Raw genomic sequence first — 22,651 nt, 5'->3', positions numbered from 1 at the left:
CACTCGCTACGCCAAACGCGCCGCCCTTTACCGGTCATCGTTGCTGCTCATCGCCGCCCTAATCTGGCTCCGGTGATCGGCAGGACACGGCCTAGTGGCTCAGCGGGTCGGGACCAGCACCTTGTCGGCGCCCTTGTCCTTCATCGCGGCCTCGAACATCTTGCGCCAGCTCGCCACGTGCGGGTGGCGGCGCAGCAGCGCCCGCCTCTCCCGTTCGGTCATTCCTCCCCAGACGCCGAACTCGATCCGGTTGTCCAGGGCATCGGCGAGGCATTCGTAGCGAACCGGGCAGCTGCGGCAGATCCTCTTCGCCACGTTCTGCTCGGCGCCCTGCACGAAAAGCGCGTCAGGGTCGCCACTCTGACACGCGGCCATGCTGGGCCAGTCGCTGATCATCCCCATCTGTAAACGTCCCCCCTAGCGTTACCCCCCTGACGTCCGCGGGGCGTGTGTCCCCCTGAGCCACGCGGACGTCGTGCGATTAGCTCGCCGGACCATCATGCTCTGTAGTTGGGCGATTACGCAACGTTGTCCCTCAAATACGTACAGCCCGGCTCTTCCGGGCAAAGGCCGCGAAGCCTACTTCGCAAATCCCCACGAAAAATCACCTGTTCGGGCAGACTGATTCTGGGCGAACCGTGACTCTCTTGACGTGTGGTCACGTGCGGTCCTCGCGTACCCTGCTCGGGTGACCTCCTGGATGCGCAGACGCGATCACAACATCTTCGCCAATGCGACCTCGCTGCTGATCTGCGGTTTACTCGCCGGCGTCGTCGTCGCGGCCGCGGCGTTCCCCGCCGCCGCCATGTCCGGACTGGCCGCCAAGGCCGGTGGCGAGACGTTCGCGCAACTGCCCAGTGAGCTCAAAGACTTCAGCTCCCCCCAGATCACCCGCATCTACGCCCGCGACGGCCGGACGCAGATCTCGCAGTTCTACGACGAGTTCCGCAGCGACGTCCCGATCAAGGACATCTCGAAGTTCATGCGGGACGCGATCGTGGCCGCCGAGGACCGGGAGTTCTACAACCACAACGGCGTCGACCTCAAGGGCGTCGCCCGCGCGTTCGTCAACAACAGCGGCAAGTCCGACTCCAAGCAGGGCGCGTCGACCATCACGATGCAGTACGTGCGCCTCTCGCTGGCCTACTCGGCGACCAACCCGCAGGAGGTCGTGGACGCCACCAAGGACACGCCGAAGCGCAAGGTCAACGAGATGAAGTACGCGCTTCAGGTGGAGAAGGAGCTGTCGAAGGACCAGATCCTCGAGCGCTACCTGAACATCGCGCCCTTCGGCAACCAGGCGTACGGCGTCTACGCGGCCAGCCAGGTCTACTTCAACAAGAAGCCCAAGGACCTGACGGTCGGCCAGGCGGCCATGCTGGCCGGCATGGTCAAGGCGCCGACCAGCTTCAACCCCACCACCTCGGAGGGGTACCCGCAGATCCGCGACCGCCGGAACAACTACATCATCCCCGGCATGGTCGAGGCCGGATCGATCACCCAGGCCCAGGCTGACAAGGCCGTCAAGGAAGCCATCCCGCGCAAGGTCAAGTCGATCAGCAACGGCTGCGTCTCGGTCGCCAACAACAACTGGGGCTTCTTCTGCGACTACTTCTACCGCTGGTGGATGAGCCAGGAGTCGTTCGGAGCGACGACGTACGACCGTGAGCGCCGGCTCAAGAGCGGCGGCTACCGCATCGTCACGACGATGGACGTCAAGGGCACGGCTGACGCCCGCAAGCGCATCGCCGACCACATCTCGCAGAACAACAAGAACGCGCTGCTGATCGCCGGCGTCGAGCCCGGCAACGGCAAGGTCCGCGTCCTGTCGGCCAACCGCCGGTACAAGCTCGACGATCCGTCGCACCCGCAGAACCCGCTGTCCTCGGACAAGCGGAAGGCCAAGGCGGGCGTACGGGCGACCTACCCGAACACGACCAACCCGCTGCTCTCCGGCGGCGGCGACATCAGCGGCTACCAGGCCGGCTCGGTGTTCAAGATGTTCACCATGGTCGCGGCGCTGGAGAAGGGCTACCCGCTGGCGTACCCGATCAAGGCGGAGAAGCGCTACAAGTCGGGCTACATCATCGACTCGAGCAACGACTCGGCCTGCCCCGGCACCCACTTCTGGTGCCCCAGCAACTCCGGTGGCGGCGGCGAGGGCGTCTACAACATGTGGACCGCCTTCGGTAAGTCGATCAACACGTACTTCGTGCCGCTGGAGGAGCGGGTCGGCGCCGAGAACGTGGTCGCCGTGGCCAAGCGGTTCGGCGTGCAGTTCCGCGTCAAGCAGGACGCCGACTTCGCCAACAACCCGGTATCGGCCAACCAGTGGGGCGCGTTCACCCTCGGCGTGTCGGCGTCGACGCCGCTCGACATGGCCAACGCCTTCGCCGTCCTGCCCGGCGACGGCATGCACTGCGAACCCACGCCGATCGAGCAGATCACCACGCAGTCCGGCGAGAAGCTCGACATCGGCAAGCCGCGCTGCATCCGAGCGACCAGCCCCGACGTCGCCCGGGCCACGCTCGACGCGACCCGCTGCCCGGTCGGCGACTCGGCCCAGCTGGGCAACTGCAACGGCGCCACGGCCCGCGCGGTCAAGACGACGGTGAAGCACCCGGTCTTCGGCAAGACCGGAACGACCGACAACGACAAGACGGCCGCCCTGATCACCGGCACCACGAAGCTGGTCGTGGCCGGCTACCTGGTCAACCCGGACTGGCCCCAGCACACCGACCGGATGAGCCACGACGTGGTCAACCCGGCCGTGTACGAGACGCTGGCCGACTACATGAAGGGCAAGCCGAAGGAGCAGTTCAAGGTCCCCGGCAGCAAGAAGATCGCCGAGGGTGACCAGCGCTCCATCCCGCGCGTCGCCTGCCAGTCGATCGGCAGCGCCAAGGACGAGATCGAGTCGGCCGGCTTCGACGCGGTGGTCGGCAACGACGTCGAGTCCGACTGCCCGGAGGGCACCGCGGCCGGCACCGACCCGGGCGGCCGCACCATCAAGGGCGGCGTCGTCGTCATCGAGGTGAGCAAGGGCAAGGCGGCACAGACCCCGCCGAACGGCGCCCCGCCGGCCGGCAACGCCCCCAAGCCGCCAGGCCGCCGCTGACCTTCAACCACACGGGCGGGACCTCCTTCGGGACGTCCCGCCCGTATTTTTTGCCCATGCCCCGCATCCTGATCACCGGAATGTCCGGCACCGGCAAATCAACGGCCCTGACCCTGCTGGCCGCCCGCGGCCATCACACGGTCGACACGGACACCGACGAGTGGAGCGAATGGGCCGGCGACGACTGGATCTGGCGTCCCGGCCCCATCACGGAACTGCTGACCAGCACACCGGACGTCTTCGTGGCCGGTTGCAAGTCGAACCAGGGCCGCTTCTACCCGCTCTTCGACCACATCGTCCTGCTGAGCGCCCCGGCCGCCGTCCTGCTGGCCCGCGTCGAGGCGAGAACCACCAACCCGTACGGCAAAAGCGCCGCCGACCGGGCGGAAATCCTCGCCAACCTGGCCACGGTCGAGCCCCTCCTCCGAGCCACCGCCACCACCGAGATCGACGCCACCCGACCGGCCGCCGAGGTCGCCCACCGCCTCGAAGCCCTGACCACTACTCGGTGAGCAGATCCTCGTCGAAGTACACGTCCTCGTAGCCAGGAGCGAGAACAACCGCCCAGCCCGGCGGCAGGGCCAGGTAGGGGATCAGCTCGGGGGCGTGGTCGCTCAGATGCTCGACGTGCAGCGGGCTGTAGAAGCCGTCGTCGGCCGGATCAGCCTCGCCGCGCCACACGTACCAGCCGTTGCTCGCGCCGACCGGCAGATGGCGCACGGCGTTGAGCGGCAGAACCTCCGGCCCTCTCGACAGAGCCAGCCCGACCATCGACCCGCCGCCAGGCGCCACCCCGCGCACACCGAACCGCCGGCACACACGCCGCTGCTCCCACGAGATCCGCACGGCGCATCCTCGCACAAGGATTGACGAGCCACATCCGACCGCAGCCTCGGTCGTCGGCGGCTCAGGCAAGGGGCTCGGCCTCGAACAGCACCGTCGGTTGGTCAATTCCAACGTGGCTTACACCTCGAACACCGGTAGGACGGCGACAGTGCTGGTCAGCCCGTAGAGCTCGCAGCGCAGCGGCCCAGCGCGCCGCCCGATGCCGTGCTGCGTGCCTTCGCTGCCTTGGACGTCCGATGACCTTCCCACGGGCGCAGGTCGCGGCTGCGGTGTGTGTTGGTTTGCGAAGGAGAGCCGTGGCCGGGCATCCCGCACAACACTGGTCTACCTCAGAACGAGGACAGAAACACATCAGGCCCGGCTACCGTTTCCGGTAACCGGGCCTGACCTGCACTGCTCTTGGTCGGGGTGGCCGGATTTGAACCGACGGCCTCTTCGTCCCGAACGAAGCGCGCTACCAAGCTGCGCCACACCCCGAGCTGCCAGGAAATACTATCCGACGCCCGGCCGGACGCGAAATCGGTATCCCCTGAAGCGTAAAACCGCAGGTCAGCGCGGTATCAAGGTGAGCAGCGAGGCCTCCGGGCGGCAGGCGAAGCGGATCGGGGCGGTCGGGTGGGTGCCCAGGCCGGCCGAGACGTGGAGCCAGGAGTCGGAGCCGGGCCAGCGGTGCAGGCCCTTCGCCATCGACGTGGGCAGGTCGCAGTTGGTGGTGAGGGCGCCGTAGAACGGGACGCACACCTGCCCGCCGTGGGTGTGGCCGGCCAGCAGCAGCTCGAAGCCGTCGGCGGCCATCGCGTCGAGGACGCGCGAGGCGGGCGTGTGGGTGACGCCCAGGTGGAGGTCGGCGCCGGTGGAGACCGGGCCGGCCACGGACGGGTAGTCGTCGCGGTCGACGTGCGGGTCGTCGACGCCGGCCAGTTCGATCGAGCGGCCGCCGGCCTTCAGCGTGGTGCGGGCATTGTTCAGGTCGGCCCAGCCCGCGTCGACCAGGGCGGCGCGCAGGTCCTCGGTGGGCAGGTCGACGCCCTGCACGTACTCGCGCTCCGGCATCAGGTATTCCAGCGGGTTCTTCCACCGCGGGCCCCGGTAGTCGTTGGAGCCGAAGACGAACGCGCCGGGCACCTCGAGCAGCGGGTCGAGCGCTCGCAGCACGCCGGGAACAGCAGCGGGGTCCGCCATGTTGTCGCCGGTGACGATCACCAAGTCGGGGTCGGTGCCGCCGAGCGCGGCCACCCACGCCTGCTTGCGTCGCTGGTCGGGCATCATGTGCAGGTCCGAGAGGTGCAGGATCCGCAGCGGCTCGGCGTCCGGTTCGAGCACCGGCACGTCGAAGCGCCGCAGCGTGAACAGGTTGCGTTCGACCAGCGAGGCATAGGCGAAGGTCGCGCCGCCGGCGGCGGCCAGGCCGGCACCCAGGGCGATAAAGGAGCGCTTACGCATGACCGAAAGAGTAGTTTCTCCGTCCATGGGAACGCTGAAGGACCGCCTGAACGATGACCTGCACGCCGCGATGAAGGGCCGCGACGAGCTGACCACCTCCACGCTGCGCATGGCGCTGGCCGCCGTCCGCAACGCCGAGGTCGCCGGCACCGAGGCCCGAGCCCTCAGCGACGACGAGGTCCTCGCGGTCCTGACCCGCGAGACCAAGAAGCGCCGCGAGGCGGCCACCGCGTTCGCCGACGCGGGCCGTTCGGAGCAGGCGGCCAAGGAGCGTTCGGAGGGCGAGGTCCTGGAGCGCTACCTGCCGAAGCAGCTCACCGACGACGAGATCGCCGGCCTGGTCCGCGAGGCCCTGGCCGCGGGCGGCTTCAGCGGCAAGGCCCAGATGGGCCCCGCGATGAAGGCTGCACAGGCCGCCGTCGCGGGCCGCGCCGAGGGCGGCCGGGTCGCCGCGGAGGTTCGCCGCCAGCTGGGCTGACCCCTTTTGGTGCACGCATGGAAGGGCCCCGGGTTTCCGGGGTCCTTTTTTGTGGGAATGACATCTGCGGTAGTCGCTTGTACAGTAGCTCCATGACAAGACAGTTGATGGGCATGACGGAGATACGGCTCCGCCTGGGCGGCATCACACGCCAGCGCGTGCACCAACTGGCCCTGCGTGACGATTGGCCGGAACCCTACGACGAACTCATCCAGGGCCGGGTGTGGAGAGCCGCCGACATCGAGGCCTGGATCAGAGTGCATCGCCCGGCTCTCGGCCAGCCGCAGACCTCGCACAGGGATTGAGCGCCTGGCCGTTCGACGTGGTGGAAGGCGCCGGCCCGGAGCATGGGGGCGACATCGGGTCTGCGCATTCACGACGGGGAGCTGGCGCCCGGTCAGCGGATGCCCTCCGAGAAGGACCTGCACGACGAGTTCGGGTTCGCTCGGGAGACCATTCGGCGTGCGCTCGCGCTTCTGCGGAACGAGGGCATGGTCGAGGTACGGCATGGGCACGGCACCTTCGTGCTGCAGCCGCCCGGCCAGGTGGCTCTCCGGCCCGGTGACAGCGCGACGTCGACGGCGGCCATCACGGCCACGCGGGCCGACGGGACGACCGAGGTTCATCCGACCGGCACGATCGTCACCGTCGCCGGCACATCGAGTGGCGACGGGTCTCAAGTCGGGCGGTGAGGGGCCGATCGCTTCCGGGTGAAACCGACACCCGGGAGACGAAGTCGATGACCTGCTCCAACTGTGGCTCGACGGCCATTCAGCCGAACGGCTACTGCGCCACCTGCGGCCAACCCGCCGCCGCACCGCAGACGGGATGGTCCGCGCCTGGTCCCACAGCGGGATACAACTACGGGCAGCCCGCCGGTGAGTACCCGCCGGCCGGCCAGTACGCGGCCGCCGCCGACCCACCGCCATATGGGCCGCCCTCCGGGCAACTGCCGCCGCCGGCCTCAGGCCAACCGCCGTATGCGCAGCCCGCCGCGGGTTCGTCGCCGTATGGGCCGCTCGCTGGAGACCCGCCGCCCTATGCGCCTACGGCTGGGGACCTGCAGCCGCCGTATGCGCCGCCGCCGGCGCCTCACGGGACTGCCGGGCAATATCCGGCCGATGGTGGTGGCTTTTCGGCGCCACCCGCGCCCTATGGCAACGCCGCGCCGCCCCCTGGTGGGCCGCCGTATGTCAACGCCGCGCAGCCGGCCTATGGGGCGCCGCAGAACGCTCCCTACGGGGCGCCGCCGCCCTACAACCCCTACCCGCCGATGGCGCCTCGGGCGGCCGGCAACAACTTCAGCATCGCCGCTTTCGTCATGGCCGGGGTCGGGTTCCTTCTCATTCCGCTTCTCGGCATTCTCGGCATCGTCTTCGGCGCGGTGACCCTGCGCCGCGGGGAGCGGCTCGGCAAGCTCGGGCTCATCGTCGCGATCGTGGGTACCGTGCTCGGCTTCGCCGCCAGCGCCGCCCTGCGATTGTTCTGATCAGAGGGCGAGCTGGGGCCGTACCGGAACCGCGGTCACCGCCGGGCCGACGCTGCGGCCCGGCAACTGCTGCTGGGGCACCGCGTACGGGCCGAGCATCGATTCGATGGCGGGCGCGATGGCGGGGCGGTCGTTCAGCTGGATGAGCCGGGCCGCCCGGGCCAGCGAGCCGGTCTCGCCGTCGCGGAAGCCCTCGCGGTATCCCTTCTCGTAGCGCTCGCCGCGGCCGAGGGCCCGGCCGAGGGCGAAGCATGTGGAGCCGGCCAGGGCGAGCAGGAAGAGCAGCGCGAAGGGTGTCACTGTTGTTTTCCTTCCGGGGCTTATGTACCAATTAGCCGAAAAGTACCCCTCAAGGATCCCGCATGCGGTAGAGCGGTGATCAAGTACGCCAACGGGTGAAGATCAACCCGGCACGGCGATCGATGTCCGTACCAGTTTGGCCGGCACCTCGGCCGGATCGGTCGGGCGGCACAGGTGGTAGCCCTGTCCATATCCGCAGCCCAGGCGCCTCAGGGCGGCGAGCTGAGCGGCGTTCTCGATGCCCTCGGCCACCACCCGGAGGCCCAGGATCTGCGCAAGTTCCACGATCGTGCGCACCAGCGCCAGGTCCTCGCCGGTGAGCTCGGCCCGGGCGATGAAGGCCCGGTCGATCTTCAGTTCGTCCACCGGGAGCTCGCGCAGGTAGGCGAGCGACGAGTAACCCGTACCGAAATCGTCTATCGACAGCTGCACCCCCAGCCCGCGCAACTGATGCAGCGCCGCCTTGCCCAGGTCGGGCTCGCTCATCAGCACCGACTCGGTCAGCTCCAGCGTCACCGCGCTCGACGGCAGCCCGGCGATGGCCAGCGCCTTCATCACGTTGTCGGCGAAGCGCGGATGGACCAGCTGGTGGCCCGAGACGTTCACGTTGAGCCCCAGGTCGGGGAAGTCGCGCCGCCAGCGGGCGACCTGCACCGCGCTGGTCTCCAGGACCCACTGGCCGATGTCGACGATCAGCCCGAACTCCTCGGCGATCGGGATGAAATCGACCGGCGAGACGAAGCCGCGGGCCGGGCTGTGCCAGCGGATCAGCGCCTCGGCGCCGACCGGCTCGCCGTCCGCCAGCCGGATCAGCGGCTGGTACTGCAGGCGGAACTCGCCCTCGCGCAGTGCCCGTTGCAGGTCGCCGCGCAGGCTCAGGTGGTCGAGCGCCTCGGCGTGCATGTACGGCTGGTAGGCCAGCACCCGGCCCGGCCCGTCCTTCTTGGCCCGGTACATCGCCACGTCCGCGTTGTGCAGCAGCTCCTCCGGCTTCAGCGTCGCCTCCCGGGAGACCGCCACCCCGACGCTGGCGCCGATGAAGATCTCCCGGCCGGCGACCCGGAACGGTTCCTTGATCGCGGCGACGATCCGCTCACCGATCAGCGTCGCCGTCTCCACCGGCGAGTCGTGCAGCAGCGCCGCGAACTCGTCGCCGCCGAGCCGGGCGATGGTGTCGCTCGCCCGTACGCATCCGCGCAGGCGCCGGGCGACCAACGCGAGCAGCTGGTCGCCGGCCTCGTGGCCGAGGCTGTCGTTCACCGCCTTGAACCGGTCCAGGTCGACGAAGAGCACGCTGGTCGGGTCCTCCGCGGTCGCCCGCGAGGCCAGCACCCGGTTGAGGATGGTCAGGAACAGGGCCCGGTTGGGCAGGCCGGTGACCGGGTCGTGGTGCGCCTCGCGGACCGCCTCGACCGTGCGGGCGTCGGTCAGGGCCAGACTGACCTGCTGGGCGAAGGCGGCCAGCTGGTCACGCCGCTCGGTGCTCTCGTCGGTCACCCCGCAGAGCAGCGCGACCAGGCAGCCGGCCATCTCGCCGGTGACCCGGACCGGGGCGGCGATCATCTGGCCGCGCGCGTCGACCCGTACGAGAGCCGCTCCTCCGGCCATCGCGGCCCGGGCCAGGCCCTCCGGCGGCGTCACGCCACCGCCCGAGGTCGAGGCGATCGTGAGCCGGCGCTCCGGGCCGCCCTCGGCCAGCAGCAGCGTCACCGTGGCCCCGCCCAGCAGGTCGGCCGCGCCGCCGGTCACCGCGTCCAGGATCTCCGGGAGCGGCCGCCGGGCCGAGATCCCCCGCTGGATCGTCAGCAACGTCTCCACGAGCCTCTGACGGGTCTGCGCGGAGGTTGCCTGCCGCTCCTTCTCGGCGCGCAGGTGCCGTTCGGCGGCCAGCACCCGGATGCTGCGCAGCGCCAGGCCCAGCACCTGGGCCATGCCCAGCAGCATCTGCCGTTCCTCGGGCGCGAACGGCTCGGCCAGCCGGGCCACCACGAGCGCCTCGCCGGCCTGATCGCCCAGCGGGTTCGCGACCGCGTGCAGGTCACCCACGTTCGGCACGATCAGCCGGGGCTGACCGGCGGCGACCTCCAGGACGCCCACTTCCGGGACAACCCGTCCGAAGCCGTACGCCCCGTGCACGCCACCCTCGCGCACGACCGCGCCGACCTCGGCGTCGACCATCTCGGCCGCGCGCTCGACCGCGTTCGCGATCGCCGAGGTCTCGTCCCCGGCGGCGTTGACCGCGGTGAAGTACTCGGTGAGCTGATGGGTCGACCAGGCCAGCATGGTCAGGCCAGGGCGAGGGTGACGAGGGTCAGATGGTGCATGCCGAGCGCGCCGCGCACCCGGGCGATCTCCCCCAGCGTGTAGAGGCCGGCGTACGGGGCGTCGCCGAGGGCCGCGTGCATCGCTCGCATCTCCGCGTCCAGCCCGCCCTCGATCAGGCCGGCCCGGCGGCCACCGCAGTCGAAGGCGAGCACGCCGAGCGGCGGCAGCGGCTCGAGCTGGGCGACCGCCTCGGCGCAGGACTGGGTGGTCCCGTCCAGCAGGGCCTGCCGGTCGCCCTCCATGAGCCAGACCAGCGCGCCCTGCGGCACGTCGGCGGTGCCCCAGACCGACCGCTCGGCGTCGTCCCCGGCGTGGATCACCCGGATGTCCTCGCCGCTGCGCCGGGAGAGCCCGAGCGGCTGCAGCTGCCGTCCCCGGTCGAAGAACTCCTCGGCCGAGCCGTCGAAGTCGTTGCGCCGCAGCAGCACGTCCAGCGCCGGCTGGTCGTCGAGCTGGTAGATGTGCGGGCCGTGGCTCTTGGTGACCACCATGGGCGGCTCGATACGCCGCCAGCCGTGCGCGACGCCGATGCCGATCGGGCCGTCGGAGCCGAGCCCGAGGCCGATCACCACGCCGCTGAGCACCTCGTCGCCGTAGAACTGAAAGGTCCGCTGGAAGCGCCGATCGTCGGCCGAGAATCCGCCGACCAGCGGAATCGTCGCGCCGAGGGCCGAGTAGGCGCCCCGGACGATCTCGTGCGGGCGTCCGGAAAGGCCCTCGCACAGCAGGATCAGCACCTGGTGCTCGTCGTGCAGGCCGTGCACGGCGTCGGCCGCCGCGGCGCCGGCCGCCCGCGGGTCGGACGGGTTGATCGGCGCCACCTTCACCCGCACGGTGAACCCGTCGCCGCCGAGAGCCGCGACCGATACCCCGCCGTCGGTGACTCCGGCGCTGCCCAGTTCGCCCATCGAGGTGCAGCCGACGATCTCGGCCGCCGGCCCGGCCTCGGCCCGCACGGCGGCCAGCAGGGCCGGCAGATCGTGGCTCGCGGAGGCGAAGACGAGGACCGCCTTGGCCGTACGCCCGCCCACGGCTGCGTGCGCCGCCTCGGCGCCCGCCTGGGCGGAGTCGGGGGCGCCACTCTGGCCCACGCCGAACCAACGGTGCGGGTTGATCTGCATGATCCTCTGATCGGCACGATTTGTCGGTTGCTGAGTGGTTGCTTGTGGGGTGCTGTCGTCCGTCCCCGGCGGGCCTGACAGGCTAGACCCTTGTGAGTGACTCTGACCTTGCGCGGCAGGTCCGCGCCGTGAGCCGGCTGACCGGCGAGTTCGTCCTGCGCTCGGGCCGGACCGCGACCGAGTACTTCGACAAGTACCAGTTCGAGGCCGATCCGGTGCTGCTCGACAAGCTGGCCGAGCAGATGGCCGTGCTGATCCCCGAGGGCACCGAGGTGCTGGCCGGTCTCGAGATGGGCGGCATCGCCGTGGTGACCGCTGTGGCCCGGCACGCCGGCCTGCCGACGGCCTTCGTCCGTAAAGAGGCCAAGAAGTACGGCACGGCCCGGCTGGCCGAGGGCGCCGAGGTGGCCGGCCGCCGGGTGCTGGTGGTCGAGGACGTGGTGACCTCCGGCGGCCAGGTCGTCATCTCGACCAACGAGCTGCGCAAGCTGGGCGCGCACGTCGACCACGCGCTGTGCGTCATCGACCGGCAGGAGGGTGGCACGGAGGCGCTGGCCGCCGACGGCATCACCCTGCGGGCGCTGTTGACCCGCGCCGACCTCGAAGCCGCCGCCTAGAAGACCCGGGCCGCCGGGCTACTTCGAGAGCTCGGCGGCCAGCATCTCGGCGATCTGCACGGTGTTGAGGGCCGCGCCCTTGCGCATGTTGTCGCCGGTGACGAAGAGGTCGAGCGCCCGCGGGTCGTCCATGGCCCGGCGGATGCGGCCGACCCAGGACGGGTCGGTGCCGACCGCGTCGATCGGCATCGGGAACTCGCCCGCCTCCGGGTCGTCGACCAGGATCACCCCGGGCGCGTTGCGCAGCGCCTGGCGGGCGCCCTCGGCGTCGACCTCGGAGCCGAACACGGCGTGCACCGCGATCGAGTGGCCGGTGACCACCGGGACGCGGACGCAGGTGGCCGACACCTTGAGCGCCGGTATCTGCAGGATCTTGCGGGACTCGTTGCGGAGCTTCAGCTCCTCGGATGACCAGCCGAGCGCCTCGAACGCCCCCGACCAGGGCACCACGTTCAGCGCCAGGGGCGCTGTGAACGGACCCAGATCGTCGCCGACGGCCTGGCGCACGTTGCCCGGCCGGGAGCCGAGCAGCCGGTCGCCCGCCACCTTGCTGAGCTGGTCGTGCAGGGTGTCCACGCCGAACTGACCGGCGCCCGAGGCCGCCTGGTAGGAGGCGAGCACGAGCTCGCGCAGGCCGTACTCGCGGTGCAGCGGCGCGATCGCCATGATCATGGCCATCACCGTGCAGTTGGCGTTGGCCACGATGCCGCGCGGGCGGTGCCGCAGCGCCTCGGGGTTGACCTCGGGGACCACGAGCGGCACCTCGGGCTCCATCCGGAACGCGGCCGAGTTGTCCACGACTGTCACGCCGCGGGCGGCCACGATCGGCGCCCACTCGCGCGACACGTCGTCGGGCACGTCGAACATCGCGACGTCGACGCCGTCGAACGCCTCGGGTGTGAGCTCGGCGACCGTGAGCTGCTCCCCGCGACAGCCCAGCTGCTTGCCGGCCGACCGCGACGAGGCGATCAGCCGGATCTCACCCCAGACGTTGCGCCGGGAGGAGAGCAGCTCGAGCATGACCGTACCGACGGAGCCGGTGGCTCCGACGACGGCGAGCGTGGGCTGCGCCATGGCAGGCGTTCTTACCGGCCGGTGCCCGCGTAGACCACCGCCTGCTCGCCGCCGCCCAGTTCGAACTGGTCGTGCACGGCGCGGACCGCGGTGTCGAGGTCACTGTCACGGCAGACCACCGAGACCCGGATCTCCGACGTGGAGATCATCTCGATGTTGACGCCGGCCTCGCCGATGCAGGCGAAGAAGGAGGCCGCGACGCCCGGGTGCGAGCGCATGCCGGCGCCGATCAGGGACACCTTGCCCACGTGGTCGTCGAAGAGCAGGCTCTTGAACTTCACCTGCTCCTTGATCTTGTCGAGCGCGGTCATCGCGGTCGGGCCGTCGGCCTTGGGCAGGGTGAACGAGATGTCCGTACGCCCGGTGCCCTCGGTCGACACGTTCTGCACGATCATGTCGATGTTGATCTCGGCGGAGGCCACGGTCTCGAAGATGCGTCCGGCCGCGCCGGGCTCGTCCGGCACCCCGACGATCGTGATCTTGGCTTCGCTTCGCTCGTGTGCGACCCCGGTGATGAGCGCTTGTTCCACGGAAGGGTCCTCCATCGATCCGGTGACCAGGGTGCCGGGCTTGTTGGAATACGAAGAGCGTACGTGGATGGGCACCTTGAAGCGGCGCGCGTACTCCACGCATCGCAACATCAGCACCTTCGCCCCACCGGCGGCCAGCTCGAGCATCTCCTCGTACGTGATCTGCTTGATGTGCTTGGCGTCGGGGACGATGCGCGGGTCGGCGGTGAAGACGCCGTCCACGTCGGTGTAGATCTCACACACGTCGGCGTGCAGGGCGGCGGCCAGCGCCACCGCCGTGGTGTCGGAGCCACCGCGGCCGAGCGTGGTGATGTCCTTGGTGTCCTGCGAGACGCCCTGGAAGCCGGCCACGATCGCGATCGCGCCCTCGTCGAGCGCGCTGCGCAGGCGGCCGGGCGTCACGTCGATGATCCGGGCCTTGCCATGGGTCGAGGTGGTCAGCACACCGGCCTGCGAGCCCGTGTACGACCTGGCCTCGTACCCCAAGTTGTGGATGGCCATCGCCAGCAGCGCCATCGAGATGCGCTCGCCCGAGGTGAGCAGCATGTCGAGCTCGCGGCCGGGCGGCAGCGGGCTCACCTGGTTGGCGAGGTCCATGAGCTCGTCGGTGGTGTCACCCATCGCGGAGACCACGACGACGACGTCGTCACCGGCCTTGCGGGCGGCGACGATCCGCTCGGCGACCCGCTTGATCCGCTCGGCGGTCGCGACGGACGAGCCCCCGTATTTCTGCACCACCAGTGCCACGGCGATCCAATCCTTGGCGTCGAACAATCGCCACCACACTAGCCGTGACCGCCTCGGACGCCGACAGGCGATCCCAGAATCCGGCGCGCCGCGACCCGGGACACGCACGACACGCCGACGTGCGGACCGAGCGATACGGCCGTTGGAGGCGAGAATGTCTCGGTGCGCCCTCGCTTGATGCCTCTGTCCGCCGCCGTCCTCCTCGCGACGGCCGTCGGCGCGTGCGGCGACGCCGCGGGCGGCACCACCACGCCCAGCCCGTCGGCCTCGGCGCCGCCCCCGGCCACGGGCACGCAGGACGCCCGGGTGGCGCTCGCCGGCCGGGCCGCCGCGGCCCTGGACAAGGCGTACGCGGCGCTCTACACGCTGGACCAGGGCGGCGGGAAGGTCCGCAACGTGGTCGCCACGGTCGGCGCCGACGGCACGTGGAAGGTGGACGTCGGCGGCGGGGCGCTGGGCGGCACGGCCGACGTGTCGCTCGTCTCGATCTCCACCGGCGTCTATCAGTGCAGCATCTCCTCGGCGACCAACCCGATCACCCCGACCTGCGTCAAGCTCGCCGACGCCGGCAAGCGCGTGCCCAAGGATTACGACCTCGAGGTCCAGCGGCTCTTCCGGCAGTGGCTGACCGTCTTCACCGACCGGGAGGCGGCGATCGCGGTGACCGAGGTGCAGCCGCTGTCCGGCGCCAAGGGCGACTGCTTCTCGGTCGACTCGACCGCCGCGTCGCTGGCCGACCCGGTCGACGTCGGCATCTACTGCTACTCGGCCGAGGGCGTGCTGACCGCGGCCCGGGTCGGCTTCGGCGTCCTCAAGATGGTCAGCGAGTCGACCGGGCCGGCCACTGTGCAGCTGCCGGGGGCCGTGGTGGCCGGGCCGCCGATGGGCCAGGACGCACCGCCGCCGCCGCCGGCCCAGCCTTCCGTCGCGCCGTCGGCCTGACTTCCCACGATCCGGGCGTCTTGCTGGCCACGCTGTTATCGAGCGCGTAACGTCGCAACCGACATGTGGCAGGCGTTCCTTCTTCTTAGCTGCCGCGACGAGGCCCCATCCCAGGCCGGCACCTCGTCGCGGAGCTGACGCGCGCCGCCTTCCTCGCCTCGCCCTCTCTTAGGAGCAGTTCCACATGTCCAGTCCCTTCGCGTCGCAGCGCGCCAGCACCATGCCGTTCGAGCGCTACGTGCCGTACGAGAAGCAATTCGCCGTTGACCTGAAAGATCGGCAATGGCCGGCCAAGCACGTCGAGGCCGCGCCGCGCTGGTGCGCCGTCGATCTGCGCGACGGCAACCAGGCCCTGATCGACCCGATGTCGCCCGAGCGCAAGCGGCGCATGTTCATGCTGCTGGTCCAGATGGGCTACAAGGAGATCGAGGTCGGCTTCCCGGCCGCCAGCCAGACCGACTACGACTTCGTCCGCCAGCTCATCGAGCAGGACCTGATCCCCGACGACGTCACCATCCAGGTACTGGTGCAGTGCCGGGAGCACCTGATCGACCGTACGTTCGAGTCGATCCGCGGCGCCAAGCGCGCGATCGTGCACTTCTACAACTCGACGTCCACACTCCAGCGCCGGGTCGTCTTCGGCCTGGACAAGGACGGCATCACCGACATCGCCACCACCGGCGCGCGGCTGTGCCAGAAGTACGCCGAGATCCACACCCCGGACACCGAGATCTTCTACGAGTACTCGCCGGAGTCCTACACGGGCACCGAGCTGGAGTACGCGCTGGAGATCTGCTCGGCCGTGATCGACGTGATCGACCCCACGCCGGACCGCCCGCTGATCATCAACCTGCCGGCCACCGTCGAGATGGCCACCCCGAACGTGTACGCCGACTCGATCGAGTGGATGCACCGCAACCTGCCCCGGCGCGAGTCGGTGGTGCTGTCGCTGCACCCGCACAACGACCGCGGCACCGCTGTCGCCGCGGCCGAGCTGGGCCTGCTGGCCGGCGCCGACCGCATCGAGGGCTGCCTGTTCGGCAACGGCGAGCGCACCGGCAACGTCGACCTGGTCACGCTGGGCCTCAACCTGTTCTCGCAGGGCATCGACCCGATGATCAACTTTTCCGACATCGACGAGATCAAGCGGGCCGTCGAGTACTGCAACCAGCTGCCCGTGCACGAGCGCCACCCGTACGTCGGCGACCTGGTCTACACCGCCTTCTCGGGATCGCACCAGGACGCGATCAAGAAGGGCTTCGCGGCCCTGCAGGCCGACGCCGACGCGGCCGGTGTCGACATCGACAAGTTCACCTGGGGCGTGCCCTACCTGCCGGTCGACCCGAAGGACCTGGGCCGCAGCTACGAGGCGGTCATCCGGGTCAACTCGCAGTCCGGCAAGGGCGGCGTGGCGTACATCATGAAGGAAGAGCACAAGCTCGACATGCCGCGACGGCTGCAGATCGAGTTCTCCGGCGTCGTGCAGCACCACACCGACGCCGAGGGCGGCGAGGTCAGCGCCCAGGAGATGTGGGACATCTTCGCCACCGAGTACCTGGTCGAGCACCAGCTCGGCTCCGCCTTCAAGGTCGTCGACTTCGGCACGTCGACGGTGGACGGCAAGGTCGAGGTCGACGTCGAGGTCTTCCACCGCGGTCAGCGGCGGCCGCTGGTCGGCGTCGGCAACGGCCCGATCGACGCCTTCGTGCAGGCGATCGAGCCGCTGGGCATCAAGGCCCGGGTGCTCGACTACCAGGAGCACGCGCTGACCTCCGGCGGCGACGCCCAGGCCGCGGCGTACGTCGAGGTCGAGGTGGGCGACCGCACACTGTGGGGTGTCGGCATCGACGAGAACATCGTCAGCGCCTCGATCAAGGCGGTGAACAGCGCGATCAACCGCGCTCGATAGGTTTTCCGCGGCGCCTACTCCCATCGGCTGATCTTGCTGAGCGGAGCGGGCGCCGCGCTCCTACGCTGGTGCACGTGTCCCCTCGCATTCCGCTGGCTCTCGCCGCTGCCCTGCTCGCTCTGACCGCCTGCGAGCCCGTCTCCGTCCCGCCCTCGTCCGATTCCGGGCCCACGGGGTCGACGTCCAAGCCGAGTTCCGCCAAGGACGCCTCGGCCCAGCTCAGCAAGCTGACCGTGGCCAAGGCCGGTTCGATGGCCGGTTACAAGCGGGAGGAGTTCCCGCACTGGCGCGACACCGGCTCCAACTGCGACGTGCGCGACTCGGTCCTGAAGCGGGACGGCAAGAACGTCAAGTTCTCTGGTTGCAACGTCGTCGCCGGCACCTGGACCAGCTTCTACGACGGCCAGGTCCTGAACTCGCCGACCAAGGTCGACATCGACCACATGGTGCCGCTGGCCAACGCCTGGCGCTCGGGCGCCTCGAAGTGGACGACCGCCAAGCGCGGCGACTTCGCCAACGACCTGGACGACCCGCAGCTGATCGCGGTCTCGGCCAGCTCGAACCGGTCCAAGGGCGACCAGGACCCGTCGACCTGGAAACCGTCGCAAACCAGCAGTTGGTGCGAATACGCGAAAGACTGGATCGCCGTGAAGTCCAAGTGGAAACTCACGGTCACCGACAAGGAGAAGTCCGCGCTCGACGACATGTTGAGGAAGTGCTGATGACCGAGCCCCAGCCCGCTGCCGCCGCACCGACCACCGACATCGTGGCCGGTCCCGGAGGGGTGATGACCGACGAGGTCGGCGTCGTGACCGGCGACCTGACGCTGCGCACCGAGCTCACCGGAACCGACGCCGTGGTCCGGGTCCAGTACAAGGACGCCGGCGAGTGGTACACGGTCACGGGCGCCAAGGCGTCCCTCAAGGACCCGGCGGACGCCGAGGCGATCCACAATGTCGTATCGGGCATCCTGAACCGGCCGGAAGGTTGATCTTCGTGGGCGGTACGGGCCAGCAGAACGGGTCCGTACCGTCCTATGCTCTTCGGAACCGCGTCTCCCCCCTCCGAGGTGCACATGCGTCGTTCCCCCTGGCCGGCCCGGATCGTCATTCCCGTGGCCGCCACCCTCTCCGCCGGCGCCGTGGCCGCGCCGGCCCAAGCCGCCACGATCGGCACCGTCTCCGTCGAGCGGTCGACAGTCGTGGCCTACGTGGCCGATCGCGGCACCGCCCGGCACAACGTCGGCATCACCCGCTCCGGCCGCACGATCACGGTCGACGACTCCGTACCGGTCAAGGCCGGGAAGGGCTGCGTGGCGGTCAAGGGTGACCGCACCAGGGCCCGCTGCACCCTGAAAGCCAACCCGACCTGGCTCCGCGTGGTCCTCGGTGGCTACAACGACATCCTGGTCAACCGGACCGACGTGTCGATGACCGCGAACGGCGGGGCCGGCAACGACCGGATCACCGGCGGTTCCCGGCGCGACATCATCGACGGCAACGCCGGGTCGGACGCGATCTGGGGCCTGGCCGGCAACGACGACATCAGCGACCCGGACGGCGCCAACGCCCTGTCCGGTGGTGACGGTGACGACGTCGTCGTCGGCGGCTGGGGCAACGACCGGCTGTACGGCGGCAACGGCCACGACGAGCTCAACGGCTTCCTCGGCAACGACGTGGAGGACGGCGGCCCCGGCAACGACCACTTCTCCCAGAACGACAACCCGAACCGCGCCGACGCGGACACCTTCGTGGGCGGCGCCGGGTTCGACACGGTCTCGTACGTCTTCCGCACCAAGCCGGTGACCGCCGACGCCGACTCCGTCCGCGGTGACGACGGCGTGCCGGGCGAGCGCGACACGATCAGCACGACGGTCGAGGCCATCATGGGCGGCTACGGCAACGACCGCCTGATCGGGACGCCGCGGGCCGACTACCTGTACGGCGAGGGCGGCCACGACGTCCTCACCGGCGCCGCCGGCAACGATCTCCTGATCGGTGGCACGGGCCGCGACTCCGTCAACGGCGGGGCCGGCACCGACCAGTGCGAGCGGGCCAGTGGTGACACCGTCGTGGCTTGCGAGGCGTCATGAGGCGCCTCGCCGCGACCGTCATCGGCGGCGCCGCCGTGGCCGCGTCCGTGATGGTCGCGCCGCCGGCTGACGCGGCGGTCAAGGGCAAGGTGTACGTGGTCGGCAAGTCGATCGTGGCGCTGGTCGACACCTCGAGCCGGGCCCACAACGTGTCGATCACCCGCTCCGGGCGCACGATCGTGGTCGACGACGTCGTCGGGATCACGGCCGGCGCCGGCTGCGCCAAGGTCGACGGCACGAAGGTCCGCTGCGCGCTCAAGGTCAACCCGTCTCGCATCCGGGTCCAGTTCGGCCCGAAGAACGACACCCTGGTCAACCGGACCGACGTCGCCATCACGGTGCGGGGTGGCGCCGGCGCCGACCGGATCACCGGCGGTTCCCGGGCCGACCTCCTGGAGGGCGATGCCGGAAACGACGCGATCTGGGGCCTGGGCGGCAACGACACCGTCGAGGGCCGGGCGGGCAACGACACCGTCTCCGGTGGCGACGGCAACGACAGCGTGCGGGCCGACGAGGGCAACGACACGTTGTACGGGGGCAACGGCCACGACGTCATGGACGACGGGTTCGGCACCGACCGGGTGTACGGCGGCAACGGCAATGACATGCTCTACGCCGACCGTGGGAACGACACCTACGACGCCGGACCGGGCGACGATCAGATCCGGCAGGAGGACGAGTCCGGAGCGCCGGACGCGGACAACTTCATCGGCGGAACGGGCCACGACTACGTGAGCTACGAGATGCTGAGCAAGCCGATCGTCGCCGACGCCGACGGCGTACGCCGCGACGACGGCCGGGCCGGCGAACACGACACGATCAGCACCTCGGTCGAGGGCATCCTCGGCGGATACGGCAACGACCGGCTGACCGGCACGGCCCGGCGGGACTGGCTCGACGGCGGGCCGGGCAATGACGTGATCGGGGGCGGCGCGGGCGACGACATCCTCAGCGGCGGTCCGGGACGTGACTACGTCAGCGGCGCCACCGGCAACGACCTGCTCCACGGCGACGAATGGCTCGACATGTACCCGGTCGCCGCCGACACCCTGCTCGGCGGGCCGGGCCGCGACACCGTCGACTACAGCTCCTACACCCGGCCGCTCACCATCGACCTGGACGGTGCCGCCGGCGACGACGGCCAGGCCGGGGAACGCGACACCGTCGGAGCCGACGTCGAGGACGTGGTCGGTGGCGCCGGAAGCGACCGGATCACCGGCAACGCGGCCGCCAACACCATCGACGCCGGCGGCGGCAACAACGTCGTACGCGGTGGGGCCGGCAACGACGTCATCAGCGCCTTCGACGGCCTGAACTACATCGGCGGGGACGCCGGCGACGACCAGATCACCACGTACGACCTCGACCGGGATGACCACGTGGACGCGGGCACCGGAACGGGTGACCGCTGTTCCGCCGATCTCGGCGACGCCATCAGCAAATGCGAGACGGTCGACCGCTACTAGAACAAAAGGAAGGGCCGCTCCCTCGACGGGAGCGGCCCTTCCTGCGTACGGCTGAATCAGGCGGGAGTCGCCGCCGGACGGCGACCCGCGACGGTCTCGTCCTCGACCACCGGGAAGTGGCAGGCGGTGAGGTGGCTGGCCGGGTCGTCGAGCCGCGTGACCAGCGGCGGCTCCTCCGTGGCGCAGATGTCCTGCGCCTTCCAGCAGCGGGTCCGGAACCGGCAACCCGACGGCGGGTTGATCGGGCTCGGCACGTCGCCGGTGAGCAGCACGCGGTCGCGCTGCGCCCGGTCACGCCGGACCGGGTCGGGCACCGGCACGGCCGACATCAGGGCGACGGTGTACGGGTGGCGCGGGTTCTTGTAGAGATCGTCCCGCTCCGCCACCTCGACGACCTTGCCCAGGTACATCACCGCGACGCGGTCCGAGATGTGGCGCACCACCGACAGGTCGTGCGCGATGAAGACGTACGTCAGGTCGAATTCGCGCTGAAGGTCGTCCAGCAGGTTGACGACCTGGGCCTGGATCGACACGTCGAGGGCCGAGACCGGCTCGTCCGCGATGATCAGCTTGGGCCGCAGGGCGAGCGCCCGGGCGATGCCGATGCGCTGGCGCTGACCGCCGGAGAACTCGTGCGGGTACCGGTTGTAGTGCTCCGGGTTGAGGCCGACGAGCTCCAGCAGCTCCTGCACGGCCTTCTTGAGGCCCTGCGGGGTCGGGATGTCCTGGATCTGCAGCGGCGCCGAGACGATCGCGCCGACCGTGTGCCGCGGGTTCAGCGACGAGTACGGGTCCTGGAAGATCATCTGGACGTCGCGGCGCAGCGGGCGCAGCTGGGTGACCGACTTGTGGCTGATGTCCTCACCCTCGAAGGTGATCGTGCCACTGGTCGGTTCCAGGATGCGGGTGAAGAGCCGGCCGGTGGTCGACTTGCCGCAGCCGGACTCGCCGACCAGGCCCAGCGTCTCGCCGGGCTTGACCCCGATGTCGATGCCGTCGACCGCTCGTACGGCACCGACCTGACGCTTGAACAGGCCCTTCGTGATCGGGAAGTGCTTCTCCAGCCCCTTCACCTCGAGCAGGTTCTCGCTCATCTAAATCACTCCATGCTCAGAGGTTGGGTAGCACTTCCTGCTGGAAGATCTTCGTACGATCCTCCGCCGGCAGGTGACAGGCGACCTTGTGGATGTCGCCGCGCAGCTCCGGCACCTCGGTGAAGGACCGGTTGCCGTTGCGTCCGGCGTACGGGCAGCGCGGGTTGAAGGCGCAGCCGTCGGGCAGGTTGATCAGGCTGGGCGGTGAGCCCTTGACCGGGTTGAGCCGGTCGCGCACCTCACGGTCGAGGCGCGGCATCGAGCCGAGGAGACCCCAGGTGTACGGGTGCTGGGGCTGCTGGAAGACGTCGACCGCCGGGCCCTTCTCGATCACCTTGCCGCCGTACATCACGAGGACCTCGTCGGCGAGCTCGGCCACCACGCCGAGGTCGTGGGTGATCATGATGACCGCGGAGCCGAACTCCTCCTGCAGGTCGCGGATCAGGTCGAGGATCTGCGCCTGCACGGTCACGTCGAGCGCGGTCGTCGGCTCGTCCGCGATCAGCAGCGCCGGGTCGTTGACCAGCGCCATCGCGATCATCGCGCGCTGGCGCATACCACCGGAGAACTGGTGCGCGTAGTCGTTGAAGCGGCGTTCCGGCTGCGGGATGCCGACCCGGGCGAGCATGTCGATCGCCCGCTCCCGGGCGACCTTCTTGTTCACGCCGGGGTGATGCACCCGGTACGCCTCGACGATCTGCGACCCGACCGTGAAGTACGGGTGCATCGCGCTCAGCGGGTCCTGGAAGATCATCGCCATCTTGCCGCCGCGCAGCTTGCGGACCTGCTCATCGGTGGCGGAGACGAGTTCCTGGTCGTCGAGCCAGATCTCGCCGGAGACCTTGGCGTTGCTGCGGGTGCGGTGCAGGCCGAGGACCGCCAGCGAGGTCACGCTCTTGCCGGAGCCGGACTCGCCCACGATGCCGAGGGTCTGTCCCTTCTCCAGGCTGAACGACGAGCCGGTGACGGCCTGGACGATGCCGTCATCGGTCTCGAAGCGGACGTTGAGGTCCTTGATCTCGAGGAACGGACGGGCGTTGGTGGCGCCGATGGACACGTG

General features: G+C 69.9%; 23 protein-coding genes and 1 tRNA gene. 13 read left to right on the top strand and 11 right to left on the bottom strand.

Annotated features, from left to right (window positions below):
* Positions 1-99: 99 nt before the first annotated feature.
* Positions 100-402, bottom strand: a complete 303-nt coding sequence (locus ACGFJ7_RS37955; RefSeq protein WP_097317528.1) for a WhiB family transcriptional regulator — start codon at positions 400-402, stop codon at positions 100-102.
* 298 nt (positions 403-700) lie between these two features.
* Between ACGFJ7_RS37955 and ACGFJ7_RS37950 the strand changes: the two genes are divergently transcribed.
* Positions 701-3,118 carry a transglycosylase domain-containing protein gene (locus ACGFJ7_RS37950; protein WP_360247327.1) on the top strand — a complete coding sequence of 806 codons (2,418 nt, stop codon included), beginning with the start codon at positions 701-703 and terminating at the stop codon, positions 3,116-3,118.
* A 56-nt stretch (positions 3,119-3,174) separates the two neighbouring features.
* Positions 3,175-3,630, top strand: coding sequence for an AAA family ATPase (locus ACGFJ7_RS37945; RefSeq protein WP_360247328.1), 456 nt, complete (start codon positions 3,175-3,177; stop codon positions 3,628-3,630).
* On the opposite strand, the gene ACGFJ7_RS37940 is transcribed toward ACGFJ7_RS37945, so the two are convergent.
* From ACGFJ7_RS37940 to ACGFJ7_RS37930, 3 genes are all read right to left on the bottom strand, one after another.
* Positions 3,620-3,964, bottom strand: a complete 345-nt coding sequence (locus ACGFJ7_RS37940) for a hypothetical protein (RefSeq protein ID WP_392646789.1) — start codon at positions 3,962-3,964, stop codon at positions 3,620-3,622. The genes ACGFJ7_RS37945 and ACGFJ7_RS37940 overlap by 11 nt on opposite strands.
* Positions 3,965-4,364: 400 nt before the next feature.
* Positions 4,365-4,441 (bottom strand) — tRNA-Pro (locus ACGFJ7_RS37935).
* 72 nt (positions 4,442-4,513) lie between these two features.
* Positions 4,514-5,407 (bottom strand): metallophosphoesterase, encoded by an 894-nt coding sequence (locus tag ACGFJ7_RS37930; RefSeq protein ID WP_360247330.1) that lies wholly within the window; start codon positions 5,405-5,407, stop codon positions 4,514-4,516.
* A 25-nt stretch (positions 5,408-5,432) separates the two neighbouring features.
* Here ACGFJ7_RS37930 and ACGFJ7_RS37925 point away from each other — a divergent pair, with 25 nt between their 5' ends.
* The 4 genes from ACGFJ7_RS37925 (at position 5,433) to ACGFJ7_RS37910 (ending at position 7,374) form a co-directional block, all read left to right on the top strand.
* Positions 5,433-5,885: a GatB/YqeY domain-containing protein gene (locus tag ACGFJ7_RS37925; protein WP_360247332.1), complete on the top strand. Its 453-nt coding sequence runs from the start codon at positions 5,433-5,435 to the stop codon at positions 5,883-5,885.
* A 92-nt stretch (positions 5,886-5,977) separates the two neighbouring features.
* A complete protein-coding gene (locus ACGFJ7_RS37920; protein ID WP_392646787.1) occupies positions 5,978-6,190 on the top strand; it encodes a DNA-binding protein in 213 nt (70 codons plus the stop codon).
* Positions 6,191-6,232: 42 nt separating this feature from the next.
* A complete protein-coding gene (locus ACGFJ7_RS37915) occupies positions 6,233-6,577 on the top strand; it encodes a GntR family transcriptional regulator (protein ID WP_392646785.1) in 345 nt (114 codons plus the stop codon).
* Positions 6,578-7,158: 581 nt separating this feature from the next.
* Positions 7,159-7,374, top strand: coding sequence for a hypothetical protein (locus ACGFJ7_RS37910; RefSeq protein ID WP_392646783.1), 216 nt, complete (start codon positions 7,159-7,161; stop codon positions 7,372-7,374).
* On the opposite strand, the gene ACGFJ7_RS37905 is transcribed toward ACGFJ7_RS37910, so the two are convergent.
* The 3 genes from ACGFJ7_RS37905 to ACGFJ7_RS37895 all read right to left on the bottom strand — a co-directional run bounded on the left by ACGFJ7_RS37905 (position 7,375) and on the right by ACGFJ7_RS37895 (position 11,120).
* The gene (locus tag ACGFJ7_RS37905; RefSeq protein ID WP_097317520.1) at positions 7,375-7,674 is read right to left on the bottom strand and encodes a hypothetical protein; all 300 of its coding nucleotides are present in this window, start codon (positions 7,672-7,674) and stop codon (positions 7,375-7,377) included.
* 102 nt (positions 7,675-7,776) lie between these two features.
* The gene (locus ACGFJ7_RS37900) at positions 7,777-9,957 is read right to left on the bottom strand and encodes a putative bifunctional diguanylate cyclase/phosphodiesterase (RefSeq protein WP_392646781.1); all 2,181 of its coding nucleotides are present in this window, start codon (positions 9,955-9,957) and stop codon (positions 7,777-7,779) included.
* Positions 9,958-9,959: 2 nt separating this feature from the next.
* The gene (locus tag ACGFJ7_RS37895; protein WP_360247345.1) at positions 9,960-11,120 is read right to left on the bottom strand and encodes an FIST N-terminal domain-containing protein; all 1,161 of its coding nucleotides are present in this window, start codon (positions 11,118-11,120) and stop codon (positions 9,960-9,962) included.
* Positions 11,121-11,212: 92 nt separating this feature from the next.
* Between ACGFJ7_RS37895 and pyrE the strand changes: the two genes are divergently transcribed.
* Positions 11,213-11,737, top strand: a complete 525-nt coding sequence (pyrE, locus tag ACGFJ7_RS37890) for an orotate phosphoribosyltransferase (RefSeq protein WP_360247347.1) — start codon at positions 11,213-11,215, stop codon at positions 11,735-11,737.
* A gap of 18 nt (positions 11,738-11,755) precedes the next feature.
* On the opposite strand, the gene ACGFJ7_RS37885 is transcribed toward pyrE, so the two are convergent.
* On the bottom strand, positions 11,756-12,811 hold the full coding sequence (locus ACGFJ7_RS37885) for an aspartate-semialdehyde dehydrogenase (RefSeq protein ID WP_392646778.1): 1,056 nt from the start codon (positions 12,809-12,811) through the stop codon (positions 11,756-11,758).
* 11 nt (positions 12,812-12,822) lie between these two features.
* Positions 12,823-14,088: an aspartate kinase gene (locus tag ACGFJ7_RS37880; RefSeq protein WP_360248265.1), complete on the bottom strand. Its 1,266-nt coding sequence runs from the start codon at positions 14,086-14,088 to the stop codon at positions 12,823-12,825.
* A 177-nt stretch (positions 14,089-14,265) separates the two neighbouring features.
* Between ACGFJ7_RS37880 and ACGFJ7_RS37875 the strand changes: the two genes are divergently transcribed.
* The 6 genes from ACGFJ7_RS37875 (at position 14,266) to ACGFJ7_RS37850 (ending at position 20,497) form a co-directional block, all read left to right on the top strand.
* The gene (locus tag ACGFJ7_RS37875) at positions 14,266-15,030 is read left to right on the top strand and encodes a hypothetical protein (protein ID WP_360247351.1); all 765 of its coding nucleotides are present in this window, start codon (positions 14,266-14,268) and stop codon (positions 15,028-15,030) included.
* Between the two features lie 184 nt (positions 15,031-15,214).
* Positions 15,215-16,939, top strand: coding sequence for a 2-isopropylmalate synthase (leuA, locus tag ACGFJ7_RS37870; RefSeq protein WP_360247353.1), 1,725 nt, complete (start codon positions 15,215-15,217; stop codon positions 16,937-16,939).
* A 74-nt stretch (positions 16,940-17,013) separates the two neighbouring features.
* The gene (locus ACGFJ7_RS37865) at positions 17,014-17,661 is read left to right on the top strand and encodes an HNH endonuclease family protein (protein WP_360247355.1); all 648 of its coding nucleotides are present in this window, start codon (positions 17,014-17,016) and stop codon (positions 17,659-17,661) included.
* Positions 17,661-17,930: a hypothetical protein gene (locus ACGFJ7_RS37860; protein WP_360247357.1), complete on the top strand. Its 270-nt coding sequence runs from the start codon at positions 17,661-17,663 to the stop codon at positions 17,928-17,930. Before ACGFJ7_RS37865 ends, ACGFJ7_RS37860 begins: the two co-directional genes overlap by 1 nt.
* Positions 17,931-18,014: 84 nt before the next feature.
* Positions 18,015-19,031 carry a calcium-binding protein gene (locus ACGFJ7_RS37855; RefSeq protein WP_360247359.1) on the top strand — a complete coding sequence of 339 codons (1,017 nt, stop codon included), beginning with the start codon at positions 18,015-18,017 and terminating at the stop codon, positions 19,029-19,031.
* Positions 19,028-20,497, top strand: a complete 1,470-nt coding sequence (locus ACGFJ7_RS37850; RefSeq protein WP_392646775.1) for a calcium-binding protein — start codon at positions 19,028-19,030, stop codon at positions 20,495-20,497. Before ACGFJ7_RS37855 ends, ACGFJ7_RS37850 begins: the two co-directional genes overlap by 4 nt.
* 56 nt (positions 20,498-20,553) lie before the next feature.
* Here ACGFJ7_RS37850 and ACGFJ7_RS37845 read toward each other — a convergent pair whose 3' ends face one another.
* Both ACGFJ7_RS37845 and ACGFJ7_RS37840 read right to left on the bottom strand, forming a co-directional pair.
* On the bottom strand, positions 20,554-21,591 hold the full coding sequence (locus tag ACGFJ7_RS37845) for a dipeptide ABC transporter ATP-binding protein (RefSeq protein ID WP_360247363.1): 1,038 nt from the start codon (positions 21,589-21,591) through the stop codon (positions 20,554-20,556).
* Positions 21,592-21,607: 16 nt separating this feature from the next.
* Entirely contained in the window at positions 21,608-22,648 is a 1,041-nt protein-coding gene (locus ACGFJ7_RS37840; RefSeq protein WP_360247365.1) for an ABC transporter ATP-binding protein, read from the bottom strand.
* Positions 22,649-22,651 lie beyond the last annotated feature (3 nt).

It is taken from the genome of Actinoplanes sp. NPDC048988 (genome assembly GCF_043197815.1).
GTDB lineage: Bacteria > Actinomycetota > Actinomycetes > Mycobacteriales > Micromonosporaceae > Actinoplanes.
Note: the sequence above shows the minus strand (reverse complement) of the source record. Positions and strands in the feature narration are given on the sequence as shown.